The sequence below is a fragment of the Pseudomonas sp. RP-B7 genome (assembly GCF_059803535.1).
Genome location: NZ_JAPFHC010000009.1, coordinates 93,416 through 111,530, shown reverse-complemented (window position 1 = coordinate 111,530; position 18,115 = coordinate 93,416). Strand labels below are relative to the sequence as shown.

The following is an 18,115-nucleotide window of genomic DNA, read 5'->3' as shown; positions in this document are numbered from 1 at the left end:
CAACTTTCAACCCTGTGAAGTTGCCGCCACACTCTCCAACCGATACCCATACCCATAGATCGTCAACAGCTGCCAACCCCTGTCTGCCGTGAGCCCCAGCTTGTTGCGCAGTCGGTAGATATGCGTATCCAAGGGTCGCGACGACACCATCTCTTCATGGGTCCAAAACCGCTCATACAGGTACTCTCGGGACAGAGGCCGCGCCAGGTTGGCAAACAGGCAACTGGCCAGGCGGTATTCACGTTCCGTGAGGTTGATCGGTTTACCCGCGCGGGTCACGGTCAATTCGGCGTCATCAAAGGTCAGATCGTTGAAGCTCTGCACTTCATTGGCCGCAGATTTTTGCAGGCCATGGCGACGTAGAACTGCACTTACCCGTGCCTTCAGCTCATTGGGCCGAAACGGCTTGCTGACGTAATCATCGGCGCCACTGTTCAGCGCGGTGACGATGTCGCTCTCGGCATCCCGGCTGGTGAGCATAATGACGGCGGGTGGCGACTCCATGTGTTCACGGGTCCAGCGCAACAGGGCAATGCCGGAGATGTCCGGGAGCTGCCAGTCGAGGATCAGCAGGTCAAAAGTTTCCCGACGCAATTGGCGCAGCAGGTCCTCACCGCGCTCGAAGCAATGCAGGGTCCAAGGCTGTTCGGCGGTGCTGGGGATTTGTCGCAGTGTCTGTTCCACCCGACGCAGCTCGGCGGGCTCGTCATCCAGTATTGCGACACGCATGGGTAGTCCTTTTTTGTGGAGAGTACGGCAGTCGTCTGAGGGTACGTACTGCGCAGATGCCAGCCGTTGAATCTGAAGAATTGTGCCTGGATTCATCGACCCCTTGGATCTCTCGGTACGCTGAGATCAGTGGGCGGTTAAACCCATGAACACCCTCGGTACCAATGTGGGAAAGATACCGACTCCCGACCGTAAGGAAAAGGATCAGCCGACGCGTGAGCTGCCGTAAACTCCTGTGCGTCGATGTCGGATGCCTTTCCTTATGAACACCCAGCAGTGGAACTGTTCCAACCTGCCGAAAATGAGCTTCACTGGCTTTACCACCCATCAACCACACAGGCGCGCTGACCTATGATGCTCTGGGGCAAGCCCGAGAAACGCCAACCCACCCATGCCCAGCGCTTGTTCCACGGTCTGGTGCGCGAGTGGTTATGGATTGGTTTGCTGCTGCTGCCCATCACCGCCTACCTGTCGTTGAGCCCCGGTCTGGCCTTGAACAACCCGCTCTACGACAGCCTGCGCCGCCTCGCACCGTTGCCAGTAGACCCCCGCATTCTGCTGGTGACCATCGACGGCCCGAGTCTCAAAAAACTAGGCCAGTGGCCCTGGCCGCGCAGTTTGCATGCCGATCTCATTGATCGCTTGAGCGCCGCCCAGCCGGCCGCGATTCTGTTCGATGTGATCTTCAGCGAGCCCGCTGACCCCACCCATGACAAACGCCTGGCCGACGCGGTCTGCAACGCCGGCAACGTCTTGCTGCCGCTGGTGCGTGAAGGTCCGGGGGGCTACAGCCAACCAGGGCCGCAAATGCTACCGCTGCTCAAATGCGCCAAGGGGCTGGGGCACATTAACGTCGAGGCGGACAGCGACGGTGTGGTGCGCAACCTGTACCTGCGTGAAGGCCCGGTGGGCGCGAAGGTGCCGCAACTGGCCTGGCTGGCGTACACAATGAGCACCCCTGAACCCGGGCCTATGCCGGGAACGTCCCACGGGAAGATCACCGAACAATGGCATCGCGAACACGGCATCCGCATCCCGTTTATCGCGACCGACAGTCATTTCCCGAGTGTGTCTTACGCCAGCGTGTTACGGGGTGAAGTGGCCCCCGAGCTACTGCGTGATCGTCTGATACTGGTCGGCGCGACCGCGTCCGGCATGGGGGATCGTTTTGTCACGCCCATTTCCGCCACGATCGGCACCACGGCGGGTGTGGAGGTGCAGGCGAATGTGCTCAACGGCCTGCTGCAGGGTCGCAGCATTGTTGATCTGCCCGGCTGGCTGGCGGCACTGATGGCGTCCTCCCTGGTGGCCTTGCTGCTGGGTTTGCTGCTCTATCGCCCCCGCTACGCGCTGTGGATGACCTTAGGCTGCATGGCCACCGCGTTGATCACTGCGTGGGCCTTGTTGCGCCTGGGCCACTGGTGGTCACCAGCCGCATGCCTGATCGGTTTGCTGCTCAGCTACCTGATCTGGAACTGGCGGCGCCTGAGCGTGATCCTCGCCTACTTCGGCTGGGAATTGGCCCGCCTGGACAACGAGCCCAAAGTGCTGCCCGAACGCCGCCGAGCGCCTGCCAGCAAAGGCGATGTGTTGCAGGGCCGTATCTTCGCCCTGGAACAAGCTGTAAGCCGCACGCGTGATACCCGGCGCTTCATGGCCGATGGCTTGGAGTGCCTGCCGGTGGCGACGCTGATTACCGATCCCAGGGGCAATATCCTGCTGGCCAACCGCATCGCCCGAGAAGTGTTCGGCAATGATCTGGTCGCCGATAACCTGCTGGAGCAACTGGCCGACCTGGGTTATCCACCCCTGCACAACGGCGTGCGCCCTGCCCTCTCGGCGCTGGAACTGGTTGAGTTCCGGGACATCCGCCAGCGTAGCCTGCGCATGGAACTGGCGCCTCTGCTGCCGGCTGAAGGCGACGTGGCGCTTGGCTGGTTGCTGAGCCTGACGGACCTGAGCAAGGAACGTGAAGCCCAGCAACATCGCGAAACCATGCTGCGCTTTCTTTCCCACGACCTGCGTGCGCCCCACTCCGCGATCCTCGCGTTGCTGGATGTGCATGGCAGCGAGTCGCCGGTGTTTGCCCAGGTCGAGCAGCAGGTACGCCGGGCCTTGAGCCTTACCGAATCTTTCGTGCAGTTGGCAAAGGCCGAGGCGGACGGTTACCAGTTCCAGCCGACGCTGTTTGCCATGCTGGTGATGGACGCGTTTGACCAAGTGGCGTTGATTGCCCAGCTCAAGGGTATTCACCTGGTGCACGATCTGGACGAAGCCGACGAGGGCATGGTGTCAGCCGATCAATCGCTGCTGACCCGCGCGTTGTTCAACGTGTTGGAAAACGCCATCAAGTATTCGCCCTCAGGAACAACCGTCAGGTTGCGCCACCACACCGCGCAGGGCTGGTTGGAATGCCGCATCAGCGACCAGGGCCCCGGTATCGCCGCCGAGGACTTGCCGGAGTTGTTCAGCCAATACCGCCGCTTTGAGTCGGCTCAGGGCAGCGAGGGCTTGGGGTTGGGGCTGACCATGGTCAAGGCCGTCGTGGAGCGCCATGGTGGGCGGATCAACTGCGAAAGCACGCTGGGCAAGGGCACCACGTTCAGCCTGCAATTGCCGTTGCTGGACGACTGAAAAACGTATTTTTCGTTGTGCATAAAAAACCGGTCACAAGGACCGGTTTTTTTATACGGGGAAAAACTTATGCACCTTTTTCCGGATTTTATGCGCTCGGGAAATATGCAAGTAAATCAGGTTGTTATGAAGCAAAAATGCCAATTCGCCAACAATCCGTGCACAGGTTATCCACAGATGCTCACGCCACCGGCGTCTCCACTACAACCGGCTCTGGCGGCAGCGAACCCATGGCGCGTTGCTGAGCCTCATTCCACGCCGCAGCACGGTCATTCAGCGCAGCGATAGCCCGTGGGCCTTCGCCTTCGGCGTACATCGGCTCACCGATCACCACGGTGATGGTGCCCGCACGCTTGGCCCAACCTTCCTTGGGCCAGAACTTGCCGGCGTTGTGCGCAATCGGCAACACCGGCAGTTGGGCGTTGACCGCCAATGCCGTACCGCCCCGGGAGAACTTACCCACGGTACCAAACGGCACCCGCGTACCTTCCGGGAAGATCAGCACCCACACGCCGTCCTTGAGCAGCTCGTCGCCCTTCTTGGCCACGTGCTTGAGTGCGGCCTTGGGGTTGTCACGGTCGATCGCGATCGGACGCAACATGGCCATGGCCCAGCCGAAGAACGGCACGTACAGCAGTTCGCGCTTGAGCACCTGGCTCAGGGGCGAGAAGTACGCAGAGAGGAAGAACGTCTCCCAGGTGCTCTGGTGGTTCGACAGAATCACGCAGGGCTGGTCCGGGACGTTTTCAGCGCCTTTGACTTCGAAGTGAATGCCCAGGAACACCTTGGACAGCCACAACGCACAGCGGCACCAATAAACGTTGATAAAGCGATAGCGCGCCTTGAACGGCAAAAACGGCGCAATAAAAAAGCTCAGGGTGCACCAGAGAAACGAACTGGTGCCCAGCAGCAGGTAAAAGAAAAAGGTTCTGATGGCCTGCAAGATCGACATGGCGGCATTTACCGTTGCGGGGCATGGCCCGCCTGTTAAAAGCGCACTCCCGAACACTCCTTGGTCAGGAAGTCGAGGGCGGCTAGTTGTTGATAAGTTCTGCGGCAACCGCCGCCAGATCGTCAAAAATCAAGGTGCCCACCGGCAGGTTTTTCGCCTGGGTCTTTTCGCCTTTCCCGGTCTTAACCAAAACTGGCTGAGAGTCGACGGCTTTGGCCGCCTCCAGGTCACCGAGGCTGTCCCCGACGAACCATATCCCAGCCAATGGCACCTTGTAATGTTCTGCAATGATTTTCAACATGCCAGGCTTGGGCTTGCGGCAATCGCAGCCCTCGTCCGGCCCGTGGGGGCAGTAGACCACCAGCCCCACCTCACCGCCCTGCTCGGCCACCAACGTGCGCAAGCGCGCATGCATGGCGTCCAGGGTGGCGATGTCGTAGTAACCGCGAGCGATGCCGGACTGGTTGGTGGCGATGGCCACGGTCCAGCCGGCTTTGCTCAACTGCGCGATGGCCTCGATCGAACCGGGCAGTGGAACCCACTCCGCCACCGACTTGATGTAAGCGTCGGAGTCGTAATTGATCACCCCGTCCCGATCGAGAATCAGCAGTTTCAACATGATCAGCTCAGCGTCGAGATGTCGGCGATATTGACGAACAGACCGCGCAGACGCGCCAGCATGGCGTAGCGGTTTTTACGCACACCTGCATCTTCGGCATTGATCATCACAGCCTCGAAGAACGCATCTACCGGGTCGCGCAAGGTCGCCAGGCGCGCCAGGGCTTCGGCGTAGTTGCGTTCGGCGATCAGCGGCTTCACCGCAGTTTCTGCCTTGGCAATGGCCGAGTTCAGCGAGAACTCCTTGGCGTCGGCAAACAGGCCAGGATCGACGTCTGCATTGCCCAGGCCTTCGGCCTTGCTCAGCAGGTTCGACACACGCTTGTTCACGGCGGCCAGGGCGTCGGCTTCCGGCAACTTGCGGAAGGCCTGCACGGCTTGTACGCGCTGGTCGAAATCCAGCGCCGAACCCGGTTGCAGGGCACGCACTGCCAGGTACACCGACACGTCCACGCCTTCGTCTTCGTAACGTGCACGCAGGCGGTCGAATACGAACTCCAGCACTTGCTCGGCCAGGCCGGCTTGCTTGACCTTGGCGCCGAACTGGCCGACGGCGAACACCACGGCCTGTGTCAGGTCGAGGTCCAGTTTCTTGTCGATCAGGATACGCAGCACGCCCAGGGCCGCACGGCGCAGGGCATACGGATCTTTACTACCGGTAGGCAACATGCCGATACCGAAGATGCCGACCAGGGTGTCCAGCTTGTCGGCGATGGCCACGGCCGCACCGGTCAGGGTGCTTGGCAACTCGGCACCGGCACCGCGCGGCATGTACTGCTCGTTCAGGGCCAGGGCCACATCGTCCGGCTCGCCGTCGTTGAGGGCGTAGTAGTAGCCGGCAACGCCTTGCATCTCTGGGAACTCGCCGACCATTTCGGTGGCCAGGTCGCACTTGGAGAGCAGGCCCGCACGTGCGGCCCAGGCGGAATCACCGCCGATGCGCGGTGCAATGTAGGCAGCCAGCTTGGATACGCGCACGGCCTTGTCGTAGACGCTGCCGAGTTTCTCTTGGAACACCACGTTCTGCAGGCGCAGGTTGAAGTCTTCCAGCTTCTGCTTCTTGTCTTGCTTGAAGAAGAACTCGGCGTCGGTCAGGCGCGGGCGCACGACTTTTTCGTTACCGGCGATGATCTGCTGTGGGTCCTTGCTCTCGATGTTGGCCACGGTGATAAAGCGCGGCAGCAACTTGCCGTCCACGTCCAGCAGGCAGAAATACTTCTGGTTGTCCTGCATGGTGGTGATCAGCGCTTCTTGCGGCACATCGAGGAAGCGTTCTTCGAACGAGCACACCAGTGGCACCGGCCATTCCACCAGGGCGGTCACTTCGTCGAGCAGGCTTGGCGGCACGATGGCGGTGCCTTCCTGCAGGCGCGCCAGTTCTTCGGTGCGCTTGCTGATCAGTTCGCGACGCTCGTTGGCGTCGGCCAGCACGTAGGCGGCACGCAGGTCGGCGGCGTAGTTGGCCGGCGAAGTGATGCGCACGGCTTCAGGATGATGGAAGCGGTGGCCACGGGAATCACGACCGGCTTTCTGGGCGAGGATGGTGCAATCGATGACATGGTCACCGAGCAGCATCACCAGCCATTGGGTCGGACGCACGAACTCTTCCTTGCGTGCACCCCAGCGCATGCGCTTGGGGATCGGCAGGTCGTTCAGGGAATCTTCAACGATGGTCGGCAACAGGCTGGCGGTCGGCTTGCCGGTGATGACCTGGCTGAAGCGTAGCTTCGGGCCGCTCTGGTCGATCTCGCTCAGCTCGACGCCACACTTCTTGGCGAAGCCCAGTGCGGCTTGAGTCGGGTTGCCTTCAGCATCAAAAGCCGCCTGGCGCGGTGGGCCGTCGAGGTTGATGCTGCGGTCCGGCTGCTGGGTTTCCAGCGCGGTCAGCAACACCGCCAGGCGACGTGGCGCGGCGTAGACTTTTTTCGCGGCGAACTTCAGGCCAGCGCTGTGCAGGCCTTTTTCGATACCGGCCAGGAACGCGTCGGCCAGGGTGTTGAGTGCCTTGGGTGGCAGCTCTTCGGTGCCCAGTTCAACCAGGAAATCTTGAGCACTCATTGTGCAGCCTCCAGCTTAGCCAACACTTCATCACGCAGGTCCGGGGTAGCCATCGGGAAGCCCAGCTTGGCGCGAGCCAGCAGGTAGGCTTGGGCGACGGAACGCGCCAGGGTGCGCACACGCAGGATGTATTGCTGACGCGCAGTCACCGAGATCGCCCGGCGCGCATCCAGCAGGTTGAAGGTGTGGGACGCCTTCAACACCATTTCATAGCTTGGCAACGGCAGCGGCTGGTCGAGTTCGATCAGGCGCTTGGCTTCGCTTTCATAGAAGTCGAACAGTTCGAACAGCTTGTCGACGTTGGCGTGTTCGAAGTTGTAAGTGGATTGCTCCACTTCGTTCTGGTGGAACACGTCGCCGTAGGTCACCTTGCCGAACGGGCCGTCAGCCCAGACCAGGTCGTAGACCGAGTCCACGCCTTGCAGGTACATGGCCAGGCGCTCCAGGCCGTAGGTGATTTCGCCGGTGACCGGGTAGCACTCGATGCCACCGGCCTGCTGGAAGTAGGTGAACTGCGTGACTTCCATGCCGTTGAGCCAGACTTCCCAGCCCAGGCCCCAGGCGCCCAGGGTCGGCGATTCCCAGTTGTCTTCGACGAAGCGGATGTCGTGGACCAGCGGGTCCAGGCCGACATGCTTGAGCGAGCCCAGGTACAGTTCCTGGAAGTTGTCCGGGTTCGGCTTCAGTACCACCTGGAACTGGTAGTAGTGCTGCAGACGGTTCGGGTTCTCGCCGTAGCGGCCGTCAGTCGGGCGACGACTGGGCTGCACATAAGCGGCGTTCCAGGTTTCCGGGCCGATGGCCCGCAGGAATGTTGCGGTGTGGAAAGTGCCGGCGCCTACTTCCATATCGTAGGGCTGAAGTACCACACAACCTTGCTCGGCCCAGTACTGCTGGAGGGCGAGGATCAAGTCTTGGAAGGTACGCACGGCTGGCGTAGGCTGGCTCACGAAATTCACCTGTTACTTGGGCTGCGATTTAAAGAGCGGGAGTATACCCGATTCGGCCCTGCCACCACTCCCTGGAGCCTTATGCCACGCTGCTTTTGGTGTTCTGAAGATCCGCTGTACATGGCTTATCACGATCAGGAGTGGGGAACGCCGCTGCGCGATGCGCAGGGTTTGTTCGAGTTGCTTTTACTCGAAGGGTTCCAGGCAGGCCTTTCCTGGATCACCGTTTTACGCAAACGCGAGCATTATCGAAAGGTCTTGTTCGGTTTTGATGCCCAGCGCCTGGCGCGGCTGAGCGATGCCGAAATCGAAGCGTTGATGTTGGACCCGGGCATCGTGCGCAATCGCCTCAAGCTCAACGCCACCCGGCGCAATGCCGCGGCCTGGCTGGCGCTGGAAGACCCGGTGGGGTTGCTCTGGTCGTTTGTCGGCGGCGCGCCCAAGGTCAATCACTTCAAGGACCGCAGCGAAGTCCCGGCGATCACCCCCGAGGCGCAGGCCATGAGCAAAGCGCTGAAAAAGGCCGGTTTCACCTTTGTCGGCCCGACCATTTGCTACGCGTTCATGCAGGCGTCCGGCATGGTCATGGACCACACCCAGGACTGCGACCGTTACGCGGACTTGGCCAACGCCGGTTAGAATGCCCGCTTTGCGCACCACACACGATCAGGAGTGACCTGTGGAAAAGTTAAAAGGCGCCTTGCTGGTAGGGGCTCTGCGGTTGTTCGCCCTGCTGCCCTGGCGCGCTGTCCAGGCCGTCGGCACCGCGATTGGCTGGATCATGTGGAAAACCCCCAACCGCTCTCGCGACACCGTGCGGATCAACCTCTCCAAGTGCTTCCCGGACATGGACCCGGCCGCCCGCGAGCGCCTGGTCGGCCAGAGCTTGATGGACATCGGCAAGTCCCTGACCGAAAGCGCCTGCGCCTGGATCTGGCCGGCCCAGCGTTCGATTGACCTGGTCCGCGAAGTCGAAGGCCTCGACGTGCTGCATGAAGCCCTGGCCTCGGGCAAAGGCGTGGTCGGCATCACCAGCCACCTGGGCAACTGGGAAGTGTTGAACCACTTCTATTGCAGCCAGTGCAAACCGATCATTTTCTACCGTCCGCCCAAGCTCAAGGCGGTGGATGAACTGCTGCGCAAACAACGCGTGCAATTGGGCAACCGTGTGGCGGCGTCGACCAAGGAAGGCATCCTCAGTGTGATCAAGGAGGTGCGCCGGGGTGGCCAGGTGGGCATTCCTGCCGACCCTGAGCCGGCTGAATCCGCCGGGATCTTCGTGCCGTTCTTCGCCACCCAGGCGCTGACCAGCAAGTTCGTGCCGAACATGCTTGCCGGCCACAAGGCCGTGGGCGTATTCCTGCATGCCCTGCGGCTGCCGGACGGTTCGGGTTACAAAGTGATTCTGGAAGCGGCACCGGAAGACATGTACAGCACCGACACCGCCACGTCCTGTGCGGCGATGAGCAAGGTGGTGGAGCGGTATGTCGGCGCTTATCCGAGCCAGTACATGTGGAGCATGAAACGCTTCAAGAAGCGCCCGCCGGGTGAGGAGCGATGGTACTGACTAGCCGCTGACCTCTCTGCCAATGGAGGTCGAATGTGGGAGCTGGCTTGCCTGCGATAGCATCACCTCGGTGTAACTGACAGACCGAGTTGCCAGCATCGCAGGCAAGCCAGCTCCCACAGGAATTACTTCAGGCCTGGCGGTCGAGTTTTTTCAGGAACACCGTCATTTCTTTTTCGGCCTGTTTGTCGCCGTGGGCCTGGGCCGCTTCAATCCCCTTCTCCCAAGCCAGTCGCGCCGCCGCCACATCACCTGAACCCGCCTGCGCCTTGCCCAACAGCTTCCACGCCGCCGAATACTTCGGATCGAACTCGACGCATTTCTGCAAATGCTCCGCCGCCTTGGCGTTGTCCTTCAAATCCAGATACCCCTTGCCCAAGCCGAAGCGCAGCAACGAGTTATCCACACCCTTGGCGAGCATTTTTTCCAGGGATTCGAGCATGTTGGTCACTCCGTCAAATCAGAAAAAACTTAGCCCCACGTGGAACAGTTTCTCCACATCGCGGATATGTTTTTTATCCACCAGGAACAGGATTACATGGTCCCCGGTCTCGATCACCGTATCGTCGTGGGCAATGATCACCTCTTCATCGCGAATAATCGCGCCGATGGTGGTACCCGGCGGCAGGCCGATATCGCGGATGGCCTTGCCGATCACCTTGCTCGATTTTGCATCGCCGTGGGCAATCGCCTCGATCGCCTCCGCCGCGCCTCGGCGCAGGGAGTGCACGCTGACGATGTCGCCGCGGCGCACGTGGGCGAGCAAGGTGCCGATGGTCGCCAGTTGCGGGCTGATGGCGATGTCGATGTCGCCGCCCTGGATCAAGTCGACGTAGGCCGGGTTGTTGATGATCGTCATCACCTTCTTTGCCCCCAGCCGCTTGGCCAGCAGCGACGACATGATGTTGGCCTCGTCGTCGTTGGTCAGGGCCAGGAAGATGTCGGCGTCGGCGATGTTCTCTTCCATCAACAGGTCGCGGTCCGAGGCGCTGCCTTGCAGGACGACGGTGCTGTCGAGGGTGTCGGACAAATGCCGGCAACGCGCCGGACTCATCTCGATGATCTTGACCTGATAGCGGCTTTCAATCGCCTCGGCCAAGCGCTCGCCAATCTGCCCACCACCTGCGATGACGATGCGTTTGTAACTCTCATCGAGCCGACGCATTTCGCTCATGACTGCACGAATATTCGCCTTGGCGGCGATGAAAAACACCTCGTCGTCGGCCTCGATCACCGTATCGCCCTGGGGCAAAATCGGCCGGTCGCGCCGGAAAATCGCGGCGACGCGGGTCTCCACGTTCGGCATGTGCTCCCGTAACTGGCGCAGTTGCTGGCCCACCAGCGGCCCGCCGTAGTACGCCTTCACCGCCACCAATTGCGCCTTGCCTTCGGCGAAGTCGATCACCTGCAAGGCCCCCGGGATCTCGATCAGGCGCTTGATGTAATGGGTCACCACTTGTTCCGGGCTGATCAGCACGTCCACCGGGATTGCGTCGTTGTCGAACAGGCCGGCGCGGGTCAGGTAGGCGGCTTCGCGCACGCGGGCGATCTTGGTCGGAGTGTGGAACAGGGTGTGGGCAACCTGGCACGCGACCATGTTGGTCTCGTCGCTGTTGGTCACCGCCACCAGCATGTCGGCGTCGTCGGCACCGGCCTGGCGCAGCACCGTCGGGAACGACGCACGGCCTTGCACGGTGCGGATGTCGAGGCGGTCGCCAAGGTTGCGCAGGCGTTCGCTGTCGGTGTCGACCACGGTGATGTCGTTGGCTTCGCTGGCCAAATGCTCGGCCAGCGTGCCGCCGACCTGCCCTGCCCCGAGGATGATGATTTTCATCCGGTCACTCCCTTAAACCCGTTTCAGCCGCGCGCGGCGGCGATCTTGATCAGTTTGGCGTAGTAGAAGCCATCGTGTCCGCCTTCTTGCGCCAGCAACTGGCGGCCGTGGGGCTGCTTGATGCCAGCCGACGTGGCGAGGTCCAGCTCCCGTGCACCGCTGGTGCGGGCGAGGAAGGCTTCGATCACTTCGGTATTTTCCGTCGGCAAAGTGGAGCAGGTGGCGTAGAGCAGGATGCCGCCGACTTCCAGGGTTGGCCACAGGGCGTCGAGCAACTCGCCTTGCAGCACGGCTAGGGCGGCGATGTCGTCGGGTTGGCGGGTGAGCTTGATGTCCGGATGGCGGCGGATCACGCCGGTGGCGGAGCACGGTGCGTCGAGCAGGATGCGCTGGAAGGGTTTGCCGTCCCACCAGCTGGCGGTATCGCGGCCGTCGGCAGCGATCAACTCGGCGCTGAGACCCAGGCGGGCGAGGTTTTCACGCACACGTACCAGGCGTTTGGCCTCCAGGTCGACGGCGACTACACCGGCGAGGTCTTTTTCGACCTCCAGGATGTGGCATGTCTTACCGCCAGGCGCGCAGCAGGCGTCGAGTACACGCTGTCCCGGTGCGAGGTCGAGCAGGTCGGCGGCCAGTTGCGCCGCTTCGTCCTGCACGCTGATCCAGCCGTCGACAAAGCCCGGCAGGCCGCGCACATCGGTAGCCGCTTCGAGCACGATGCCGTCGACGCTGTACACGCACGGCGTGGCGGTGATGCCGGCGGCCGTGAGCAATTGCAGGTAGGCGTCACGGCTGTGATGGCGGCGGTTGACCCGCAGGATCATCGGCGGGTGCGCATTGTTGGCGGCGCAAATGGCTTCCCACTGCTCTGGCCAGAACGCCTTCAGGGACTTTTGCAGCCAGCGCGGGTGGGCGGTGCGCACCACCGGGTCATGCTCCAACTCGGCCAGCAGCGCTTCGCTTTCACGCTGGGCGCGGCGCAGCACCGCATTGAGCAGGGCCTTGGCCCAGGGCTTTTTCAGCTTGTCGGCGCACCCGACCGTCTCGCCGATGGCGGCGTGGGCCGGCACGCGGGTGTAGAGCAACTGATAGAGGCCGACCAGCAGCAGTGCTTGCACATCCGCGTCCGCTGCCTTGAACGGCTTTTGCAGCAACTTGGCCGCCAGCGCCGACAAGCGCGGCTGCCAGCGGGCAGTGCCAAAGGCCAGGTCCTGGGTGAAACCGCGATCACGGTCTTCGACTTTGTCCATCTGCGTAGGCAGCGAACTGTTCAGCGAAGCCTTGCCGTTGAGGACAGCGGCGAGCGCCTTGGCGGCGGCCAGACGTGGGTTCATTGCGCGGCCCCGAGGACGGTGCCAAGGGCAAATTTCTCACGACGGCTGTTGAACAAGTCGCTGAAATTCAACGCCTTGCCACCAGGCAATTGCAGACGGGTCAGACACAACGCCTGCTCCCCGCAAGCGACCAGCAGGCCGTCCTTGCTGGCGCCGATGATTTCACCGGGGGCGCCTTTACCGTCGGCCAAGCTCGCAGCCAGCACTTTCAGGGCTTCGCCGTTGAGGGTGCTGTGGCAGATCGGCCACGGGTTGAAGGCACGCACCAGGCGCTCCAGTTCTACGGCGGGGCGGCTCCAGTCGATGCGCGCTTCGTCTTTGTTCAGCTTGTGGGCGTAGGTGGCCAGGCTGTCGTCCTGCACTTCACCGTCCAGAGTGCCGGCAGCGAGGCCGACGATGGCCTGGAGTACGGCGGGCGGGCCCAGTTCGGCGAGGCGGTCGTGCAGGCTGCCGCCGGTGTCCTGGGCGGTGATCGGGGTGGCGACCTTGAGTAGCATCGGGCCGGTGTCCAGGCCCAACTCCATGCGCATCACGGTCACGCCGCTTTCGCTGTCGCCCGCTTCAACGGCACGCTGGATCGGCGCCGCACCGCGCCAGCGTGGCAGCAGCGAGGCGTGGCTGTTGATGCAGCCCAGGCGCGGAATATCCAGCACCACTTGCGGCAGGATCAAGCCGTAGGCCACCACCACCAGCAGGTCCGGCTGCAACGCGGCCAGCTCGGCCTGGGCTTCGGCATTACGCAGGGTCGGCGGTTGCAGCACAGGAATGTTGTGCTCAAGCGCCAGTTGCTTGACCGGGCTCGGCATCAGTTTTTGCCCGCGACCGGCCGGGCGATCCGGCTGGGTGTACACCGCGACGATGTCGTAAGGGCTGGCAAGCAGGGCCTTGAGGTGTTCGGCGGCAAATTCGGGAGTGCCGGCAAAAACAATGCGCAGTGGCTCGGTCATGGGAGGTCTCGGTTAAAAGCAGTCACAAAAGAAAAAGGCTTGCCGCAGCAAGCCTTTGGAAGAAGGGCATCAAGCTTGCTGGCGATGCTTTTTTTCCAGCTTCTTCTTGATCCGGTCACGCTTGAGCGTGGACAGGTAATCGACAAACAGCTTGCCGTTGAGGTGGTCGCATTCATGCTGGATGCACACCGCCAGCAGGCCTTCGGCGATCAGCTCGAACGGCTTGCCGTCGCGGTCCAGCGCCTTGATCTTCACGCGCAGCGGGCGTTCGACGTTCTCGTAGAACTCCGGCACCGACAGGCAGCCTTCCTGGTATTCGCCCATCTCTTCGGTCAGCGGTTCGAACTCGGGGTTGATGTACACCATCGGTTCGCTGCGATCTTCCGACAGGTCCATGACCACGACACGCTGATGCACGTTGACCTGGGTCGCGGCGAGGCCGATGCCCGGGGCTTCATACATTGTTTCAAACATGTCATCGACCAACTGACGAACCTTGTCGTCCACTACGGCCACCGGTTTGGCGACAGTGCGCAGGCGCGAGTCGGGGAATTCGAGGATGTTCAAAATAGCCATAAGCGTAATTGCTGCACATGTGAGGTAAAGGCAAATCGGCGGTGGGATGGACCCAGCCAGCCGGTGTGAAACGCCCAAAAGCCGCGAAGGCCAAGGCATTTCACGCGAACGCACATAATAAAGGAGATTCACCCCATGAGGAAATCGCTACTCGTCTTGCTGCTGTGGGCCCCGTTCGCAACAGCCCTGCTGCCCTCGTCCGGCCAGCGCCTGGATCAGGCGACACAGCAGGCCATCCAGCGTTTTTTACTGAACAACCGCATTCTTGATACACCGCAGGATCTGGACACTGCGCCCTACATTGTCGCCGCCGATACCGGGCGCGTGCTGGGCGCCAATGGTGAGCGCGTGCATGCCCGGGGCGACCTCGACCCGACCCAGCCGGACTACGGCATCTTTCGCCGCGGCAAGGCCTACACCGACCCCGACACCCGCGAACTGCTGGGCATCAACGCCGACGCCATCGGTACTGCGCGCTTTGTGACGGCGGGCGACCTCACCACCCTGGCGGTGCAGCAGGTCACCCAGGAGGTCCGTCCCGGCGACCGCTTGCTTCGCGCCCAGCCACCGGTCGATCCGGCCAGCCTGCCAGTGCAGCAATCGGCCCCGTTCATTGCAGGAAAAATCATCGACGTCCCCAGGGGCGTCACCCAGATCGGCGTGCTGGACGCCGTGACCCTGAACAAAGGCCGCCGCGACGGCCTGGTCGAGGGCCGATTGCTGGCGGTGATCAAGACCGGCGCCACCGTGCGCGATCCCCTCAGCGGTGCCCCACAAAAACTCCCCGATGAACGCGCCGGCACCCTACTGGTGTTTCGCACCTACGAAAAACTCAGCTACGGCCTGGTGCTCAACGCCTCGCGAGCACTGGCGGTGTTGGACCGTTTCGAGACTGCCCATCAAAGGCAATAAATAGCCTGCTAAATAAGTTACCAACAGAGTTATCCACAGCTTGTTCCGATCAAGGATGATCAGATGTATCCGACAAACAGCCATGAAATATCCCCGGCAGAACTGGAAGCGCGACTACGCTTGCACAGGCTGCCGGAACTGGGTCCCAAGCGATTTCACCGATTGATCGAAGCCTTCGGCAGCGCGTCAAAGGCCATCAGCGCCCCCGCCAGTGCGTGGCGCTCCCTTGGCTTGCCGGCCATCAGCGCGGATGCGCGGCGCAACCATGAAGTGCGCGACGGAGCCAGTGCGGCATTGGCCTGGTTGGCGGCTCCAGCCCAGCAATTGCTGATGTGGGACCAACCCGAGTACCCCGCCTTGCTCGCCCAGATCGACGATGCGCCGCCGTTGTTATTCGTCGCCGGCGACCCCTCGATCCTGGAAAAACCGCAACTGGCGATCGTCGGCAGCCGGCGTGCTTCGCGTCCTGGGATGGACACGGCGGCCGCTTTTTCCCGAAGCCTGGCCGGTGCCGGTTTTGTCATCACCAGCGGCTTGGCGTTGGGCATCGACGGTGCTGCGCATCAGGCCGCTCTGGAGGTGGGGGGGCAGACAATCGGCGTGCTCGGCACCGGGCTGGAAAATTTTTATCCACAGCGTCATCGGCGGCTCGCAGCGGCGATGATTGAGCAGGGCAGCGCGGTGGTTTCCGAGTTTCCGCTGGACGCTGCGCCCCAGGCCGGCAACTTTCCGCGACGCAACCGCATCATCAGCGGCCTGTCCCTCGGCGTGCTGGTGGTGGAAGCCAGCATGGCCAGCGGTTCACTGATCACCGCCAAACTCGCTGCCGAGCAAGGCCGCGAGGTGTATGCGATCCCGGGCTCGATCCACCATCCCGGCGCCAAGGGTTGTCATCAGTTGATCCGCGAGGGCGCGGTGCTGGTGGAAACCATCGAGCATATCCTTGAAGGCTTGCGCGGCTGGCAGGCGCTGTCGCGCCCGGCGCCGGTGCCGGTGACACACCCATTGGTGGCACTGTTGCACGCGGCGCCCCACACCAGCGAAGCCCTTGCGATGGCCAGCGGGCAGCCGTTGTCCCAAGTGCTGGCGACCCTCACCGAGCTGGAACTGGACGGCCGGGTGATCTGCGAAAGCGGGCGCTGGCTCGCGCGCCGCTAGGTTTTGTAACAGAGATCGGTAAACTGCCCAGAGCTTTAGTCTGGAGAGTAAACAATGGCCAACAGGTGGCGTGTGCTGGAAGCCGCACGAGAAATTCGCGCAGGCGCGGTGATTGCCTATCCAACCGAGGCGGTGTGGGGGCTGGGCTGCGACCCTTGGAATGAAGAAGCGGTGGATCGACTGTTGGCGATCAAGAACCGTTCGGTGGACAAGGGCTTGATCCTGGTGGCGGATAACATCCGCCAGTTCGACTTTTTGTTCGAGGACTTCCCGCAAGACTGGATCGACCGCATGGCCAGTACCTGGCCGGGGCCGAACACCTGGTTGGTGCCCCATCAGGGCTTGCTGCCGGAGTGGGTCACCGGTGTGCATGACACCGTGGCGTTGCGGGTCAGCGATCACCCGCTGGTGCGGGATTTGTGCGCGCAAGTGGGGCCGCTGATTTCCACTTCGGCCAACCCGCAGGGCCGCCCGGCGGCGCGTACGCGGATTCGCGTGGAGCAGTATTTCCGTGGCCAGGTGGACCTGATATTGGGTGGGGCCTTGGGGGGGCGCAAGAACCCGAGCCTGATTCGCGATCTGGCCACGGGTCAGGTGGTGCGCCCGTCCTGAAACCGAGGCGCAGCCTTCGCGAGCAAGCCCGCTCCCACACTTGACCGAGTCGTTCCAGTTGGAACCCGATCAACCTGTGGGAGCGGGCTTGCTCGCGAAGAGGCCCTTGAAGTTCTAGAGATCTAAAGTCTCACGGCAACAGAATCGTCGAGCCGGTCGTGCGCCGTGCCGACAACTCTGTCTGCGCCTTCGCCGCATCTGCCAGCGAATAGCGCTGGTTGATGTCGATGCGCACCTTGCCACTCTTGATCATCGAGAACAGATCATCCGCCATCGCCTGCAGGTTCTGCGGGTTGTTGGCGTAGGTCGCCAGGGTTGGGCGGGTCACGTACAGCGAGCCTTTCGCCGACAGAATCCCCAGGTTCACTCCCTCCACTGCGCCCGAGGCATTGCCGAAGCTCACCACCAGCCCGCGGGGTGCCACGCTGTCCAGCGAGGTCAGCCAGGTGTCCTTGCCGACGCCGTCGTACACCACTGGCACTTTTTTACCGTCGGTCAATTCCAGCACGCGCTGTGCGACGTTTTCCTTGCTGTAGTCGATGGTTTCCCATGCGCCAAGGGATTTGGCCAGGGCGGCTTTTTCCGGCGAACTCACGGTGCCGATCAGCTTTACGCCCAAGGCCTTGGCCCACTGGCAGGCCAACGAACCCACGCCCCCGGCCGCGGCGTGGAACAGGATGGTTTCACCACCCTTCAACTCATAGGTCTGACGCAGCAGGTACTGTACGGTCAGGCCCTTGAGCATGGCCCCGGCGGCTTGTTCGAAGCTGATCTCGTCCGGCAGGTGCACCAGGTTGGCGGCCGGCAGCACATGCAGTTCGCTGTACGCGCCCAGCGGCCCGCTGCCGTAGGCCACGCGGTCGCCGACCTTGAACTGGGTGACTTCACTGCCGACAGCGTCGACAACCCCCGCGCCTTCCGCGCCCAACCCCGATGGCAGCGCGGGTGGTGCATACAAACCGCTGCGGAAATACGTGTCGATAAAATTCAGGCCAATCGCCTCGTTACGTACGCGAACCTGCTGTGGGCCGGGTTCCGCTGGCGTGTAGTCCACATACTCAAGCACTTCGGGGCCACCATGGGCGCTGAACTGGATACGTTTTGCCATCTGCCTTCTCCTTTGGTCGAATTCGCGTAGTCGGCTATCGAACTCCTAAGCTTGATCTTCGTCAACTGCGGTGCAACCGGGTGCGGTGGTATCCTGTGCGCCCATTTGCCGCCGACGCCCAATGGC

The 18,115-nt window shown here is 62.2% G+C and carries 17 protein-coding genes; 6 read left to right on the top strand and 11 right to left on the bottom strand.

Features of this window, described 5'->3' with window-relative positions; translation table 11 throughout:
• Positions 1-6: 6 nt before the first annotated feature.
• Positions 7-729 carry a response regulator transcription factor gene (locus tag OPU96_RS11180; protein ID WP_305391789.1) on the bottom strand — a complete coding sequence of 241 codons (723 nt, stop codon included), beginning with the start codon at positions 727-729 and terminating at the stop codon, positions 7-9.
• A 351-nt stretch (positions 730-1,080) separates the two neighbouring features.
• Here OPU96_RS11180 and OPU96_RS11175 point away from each other — a divergent pair, with 351 nt between their 5' ends.
• Entirely contained in the window at positions 1,081-3,363 is a 2,283-nt protein-coding gene (locus OPU96_RS11175; RefSeq protein ID WP_498559082.1) for a CHASE2 domain-containing protein, read from the top strand.
• A 181-nt stretch (positions 3,364-3,544) separates the two neighbouring features.
• On the opposite strand, the gene OPU96_RS11170 is transcribed toward OPU96_RS11175, so the two are convergent.
• The 4 genes from OPU96_RS11170 to glyQ all read right to left on the bottom strand — a co-directional run bounded on the left by OPU96_RS11170 (position 3,545) and on the right by glyQ (position 7,941).
• Entirely contained in the window at positions 3,545-4,315 is a 771-nt protein-coding gene (locus OPU96_RS11170; RefSeq protein WP_226454763.1) for a lysophospholipid acyltransferase family protein, read from the bottom strand.
• Between the two features lie 82 nt (positions 4,316-4,397).
• Positions 4,398-4,937 carry a D-glycero-beta-D-manno-heptose 1,7-bisphosphate 7-phosphatase gene (gene gmhB / locus OPU96_RS11165; protein WP_305392810.1) on the bottom strand — a complete coding sequence of 180 codons (540 nt, stop codon included), beginning with the start codon at positions 4,935-4,937 and terminating at the stop codon, positions 4,398-4,400.
• Positions 4,937-6,991: a glycine--tRNA ligase subunit beta gene (glyS, locus tag OPU96_RS11160; RefSeq protein WP_498559081.1), complete on the bottom strand. Its 2,055-nt coding sequence runs from the start codon at positions 6,989-6,991 to the stop codon at positions 4,937-4,939. The genes gmhB and glyS overlap by 1 nt, the downstream gene beginning before the upstream one ends.
• Entirely contained in the window at positions 6,988-7,941 is a 954-nt protein-coding gene (gene glyQ, locus OPU96_RS11155; RefSeq protein ID WP_003187265.1) for a glycine--tRNA ligase subunit alpha, read from the bottom strand. Before glyQ ends, glyS begins: the two co-directional genes overlap by 4 nt.
• An 81-nt stretch (positions 7,942-8,022) precedes the next feature.
• Between glyQ and OPU96_RS11150 the strand changes: the two genes are divergently transcribed.
• Together OPU96_RS11150 and OPU96_RS11145 are read left to right on the top strand one after the other, a co-directional pair.
• Positions 8,023-8,580: a DNA-3-methyladenine glycosylase I gene (locus OPU96_RS11150; protein ID WP_192298141.1), complete on the top strand. Its 558-nt coding sequence runs from the start codon at positions 8,023-8,025 to the stop codon at positions 8,578-8,580.
• Positions 8,581-8,620: 40 nt separating this feature from the next.
• Positions 8,621-9,508 carry a lysophospholipid acyltransferase gene (locus OPU96_RS11145; RefSeq protein WP_192298142.1) on the top strand — a complete coding sequence of 296 codons (888 nt, stop codon included), beginning with the start codon at positions 8,621-8,623 and terminating at the stop codon, positions 9,506-9,508.
• Between the two features lie 130 nt (positions 9,509-9,638).
• Here the strand turns inward: OPU96_RS11145 and OPU96_RS11140 are convergent, their stop codons facing one another.
• From OPU96_RS11140 to def, 5 genes are all read right to left on the bottom strand, one after another.
• Entirely contained in the window at positions 9,639-9,950 is a 312-nt protein-coding gene (locus tag OPU96_RS11140) for a tetratricopeptide repeat protein (protein WP_498559080.1), read from the bottom strand.
• A gap of 18 nt (positions 9,951-9,968) precedes the next feature.
• Entirely contained in the window at positions 9,969-11,342 is a 1,374-nt protein-coding gene (gene trkA / locus OPU96_RS11135; RefSeq protein ID WP_192298144.1) for a Trk system potassium transporter TrkA, read from the bottom strand.
• 23 nt (positions 11,343-11,365) lie between these two features.
• Positions 11,366-12,676, bottom strand: coding sequence for a 16S rRNA (cytosine(967)-C(5))-methyltransferase RsmB (gene rsmB / locus OPU96_RS11130; RefSeq protein WP_226454765.1), 1,311 nt, complete (start codon positions 12,674-12,676; stop codon positions 11,366-11,368).
• The gene (gene fmt / locus OPU96_RS11125) at positions 12,673-13,623 is read right to left on the bottom strand and encodes a methionyl-tRNA formyltransferase (RefSeq protein WP_498559079.1); all 951 of its coding nucleotides are present in this window, start codon (positions 13,621-13,623) and stop codon (positions 12,673-12,675) included. The genes rsmB and fmt overlap by 4 nt, the downstream gene beginning before the upstream one ends.
• A 69-nt stretch (positions 13,624-13,692) precedes the next feature.
• Positions 13,693-14,199 (bottom strand): peptide deformylase, encoded by a 507-nt coding sequence (def, locus tag OPU96_RS11120; protein WP_017736259.1) that lies wholly within the window; start codon positions 14,197-14,199, stop codon positions 13,693-13,695.
• Positions 14,200-14,334: 135 nt separating this feature from the next.
• Here def and OPU96_RS11115 point away from each other — a divergent pair, with 135 nt between their 5' ends.
• The 3 genes from OPU96_RS11115 (at position 14,335) to tsaC (ending at position 16,881) form a co-directional block, all read left to right on the top strand.
• Positions 14,335-15,111, top strand: coding sequence for a peptidoglycan-binding protein (locus OPU96_RS11115; RefSeq protein WP_498559078.1), 777 nt, complete (start codon positions 14,335-14,337; stop codon positions 15,109-15,111).
• A gap of 63 nt (positions 15,112-15,174) precedes the next feature.
• Positions 15,175-16,269, top strand: coding sequence for a DNA-processing protein DprA (gene dprA / locus OPU96_RS11110; protein WP_192298148.1), 1,095 nt, complete (start codon positions 15,175-15,177; stop codon positions 16,267-16,269).
• Between the two features lie 54 nt (positions 16,270-16,323).
• Positions 16,324-16,881 carry an L-threonylcarbamoyladenylate synthase type 1 TsaC gene (gene tsaC, locus OPU96_RS11105; protein ID WP_226454768.1) on the top strand — a complete coding sequence of 186 codons (558 nt, stop codon included), beginning with the start codon at positions 16,324-16,326 and terminating at the stop codon, positions 16,879-16,881.
• 130 nt (positions 16,882-17,011) lie between these two features.
• Here the strand turns inward: tsaC and OPU96_RS11100 are convergent, their stop codons facing one another.
• Complete coding sequence (locus tag OPU96_RS11100) at positions 17,012-17,989, bottom strand: quinone oxidoreductase family protein (protein ID WP_226454769.1); 978 nt, start codon at positions 17,987-17,989, stop codon at positions 17,012-17,014.
• Between the last annotated feature and the right edge of the window lie 126 nt (positions 17,990-18,115).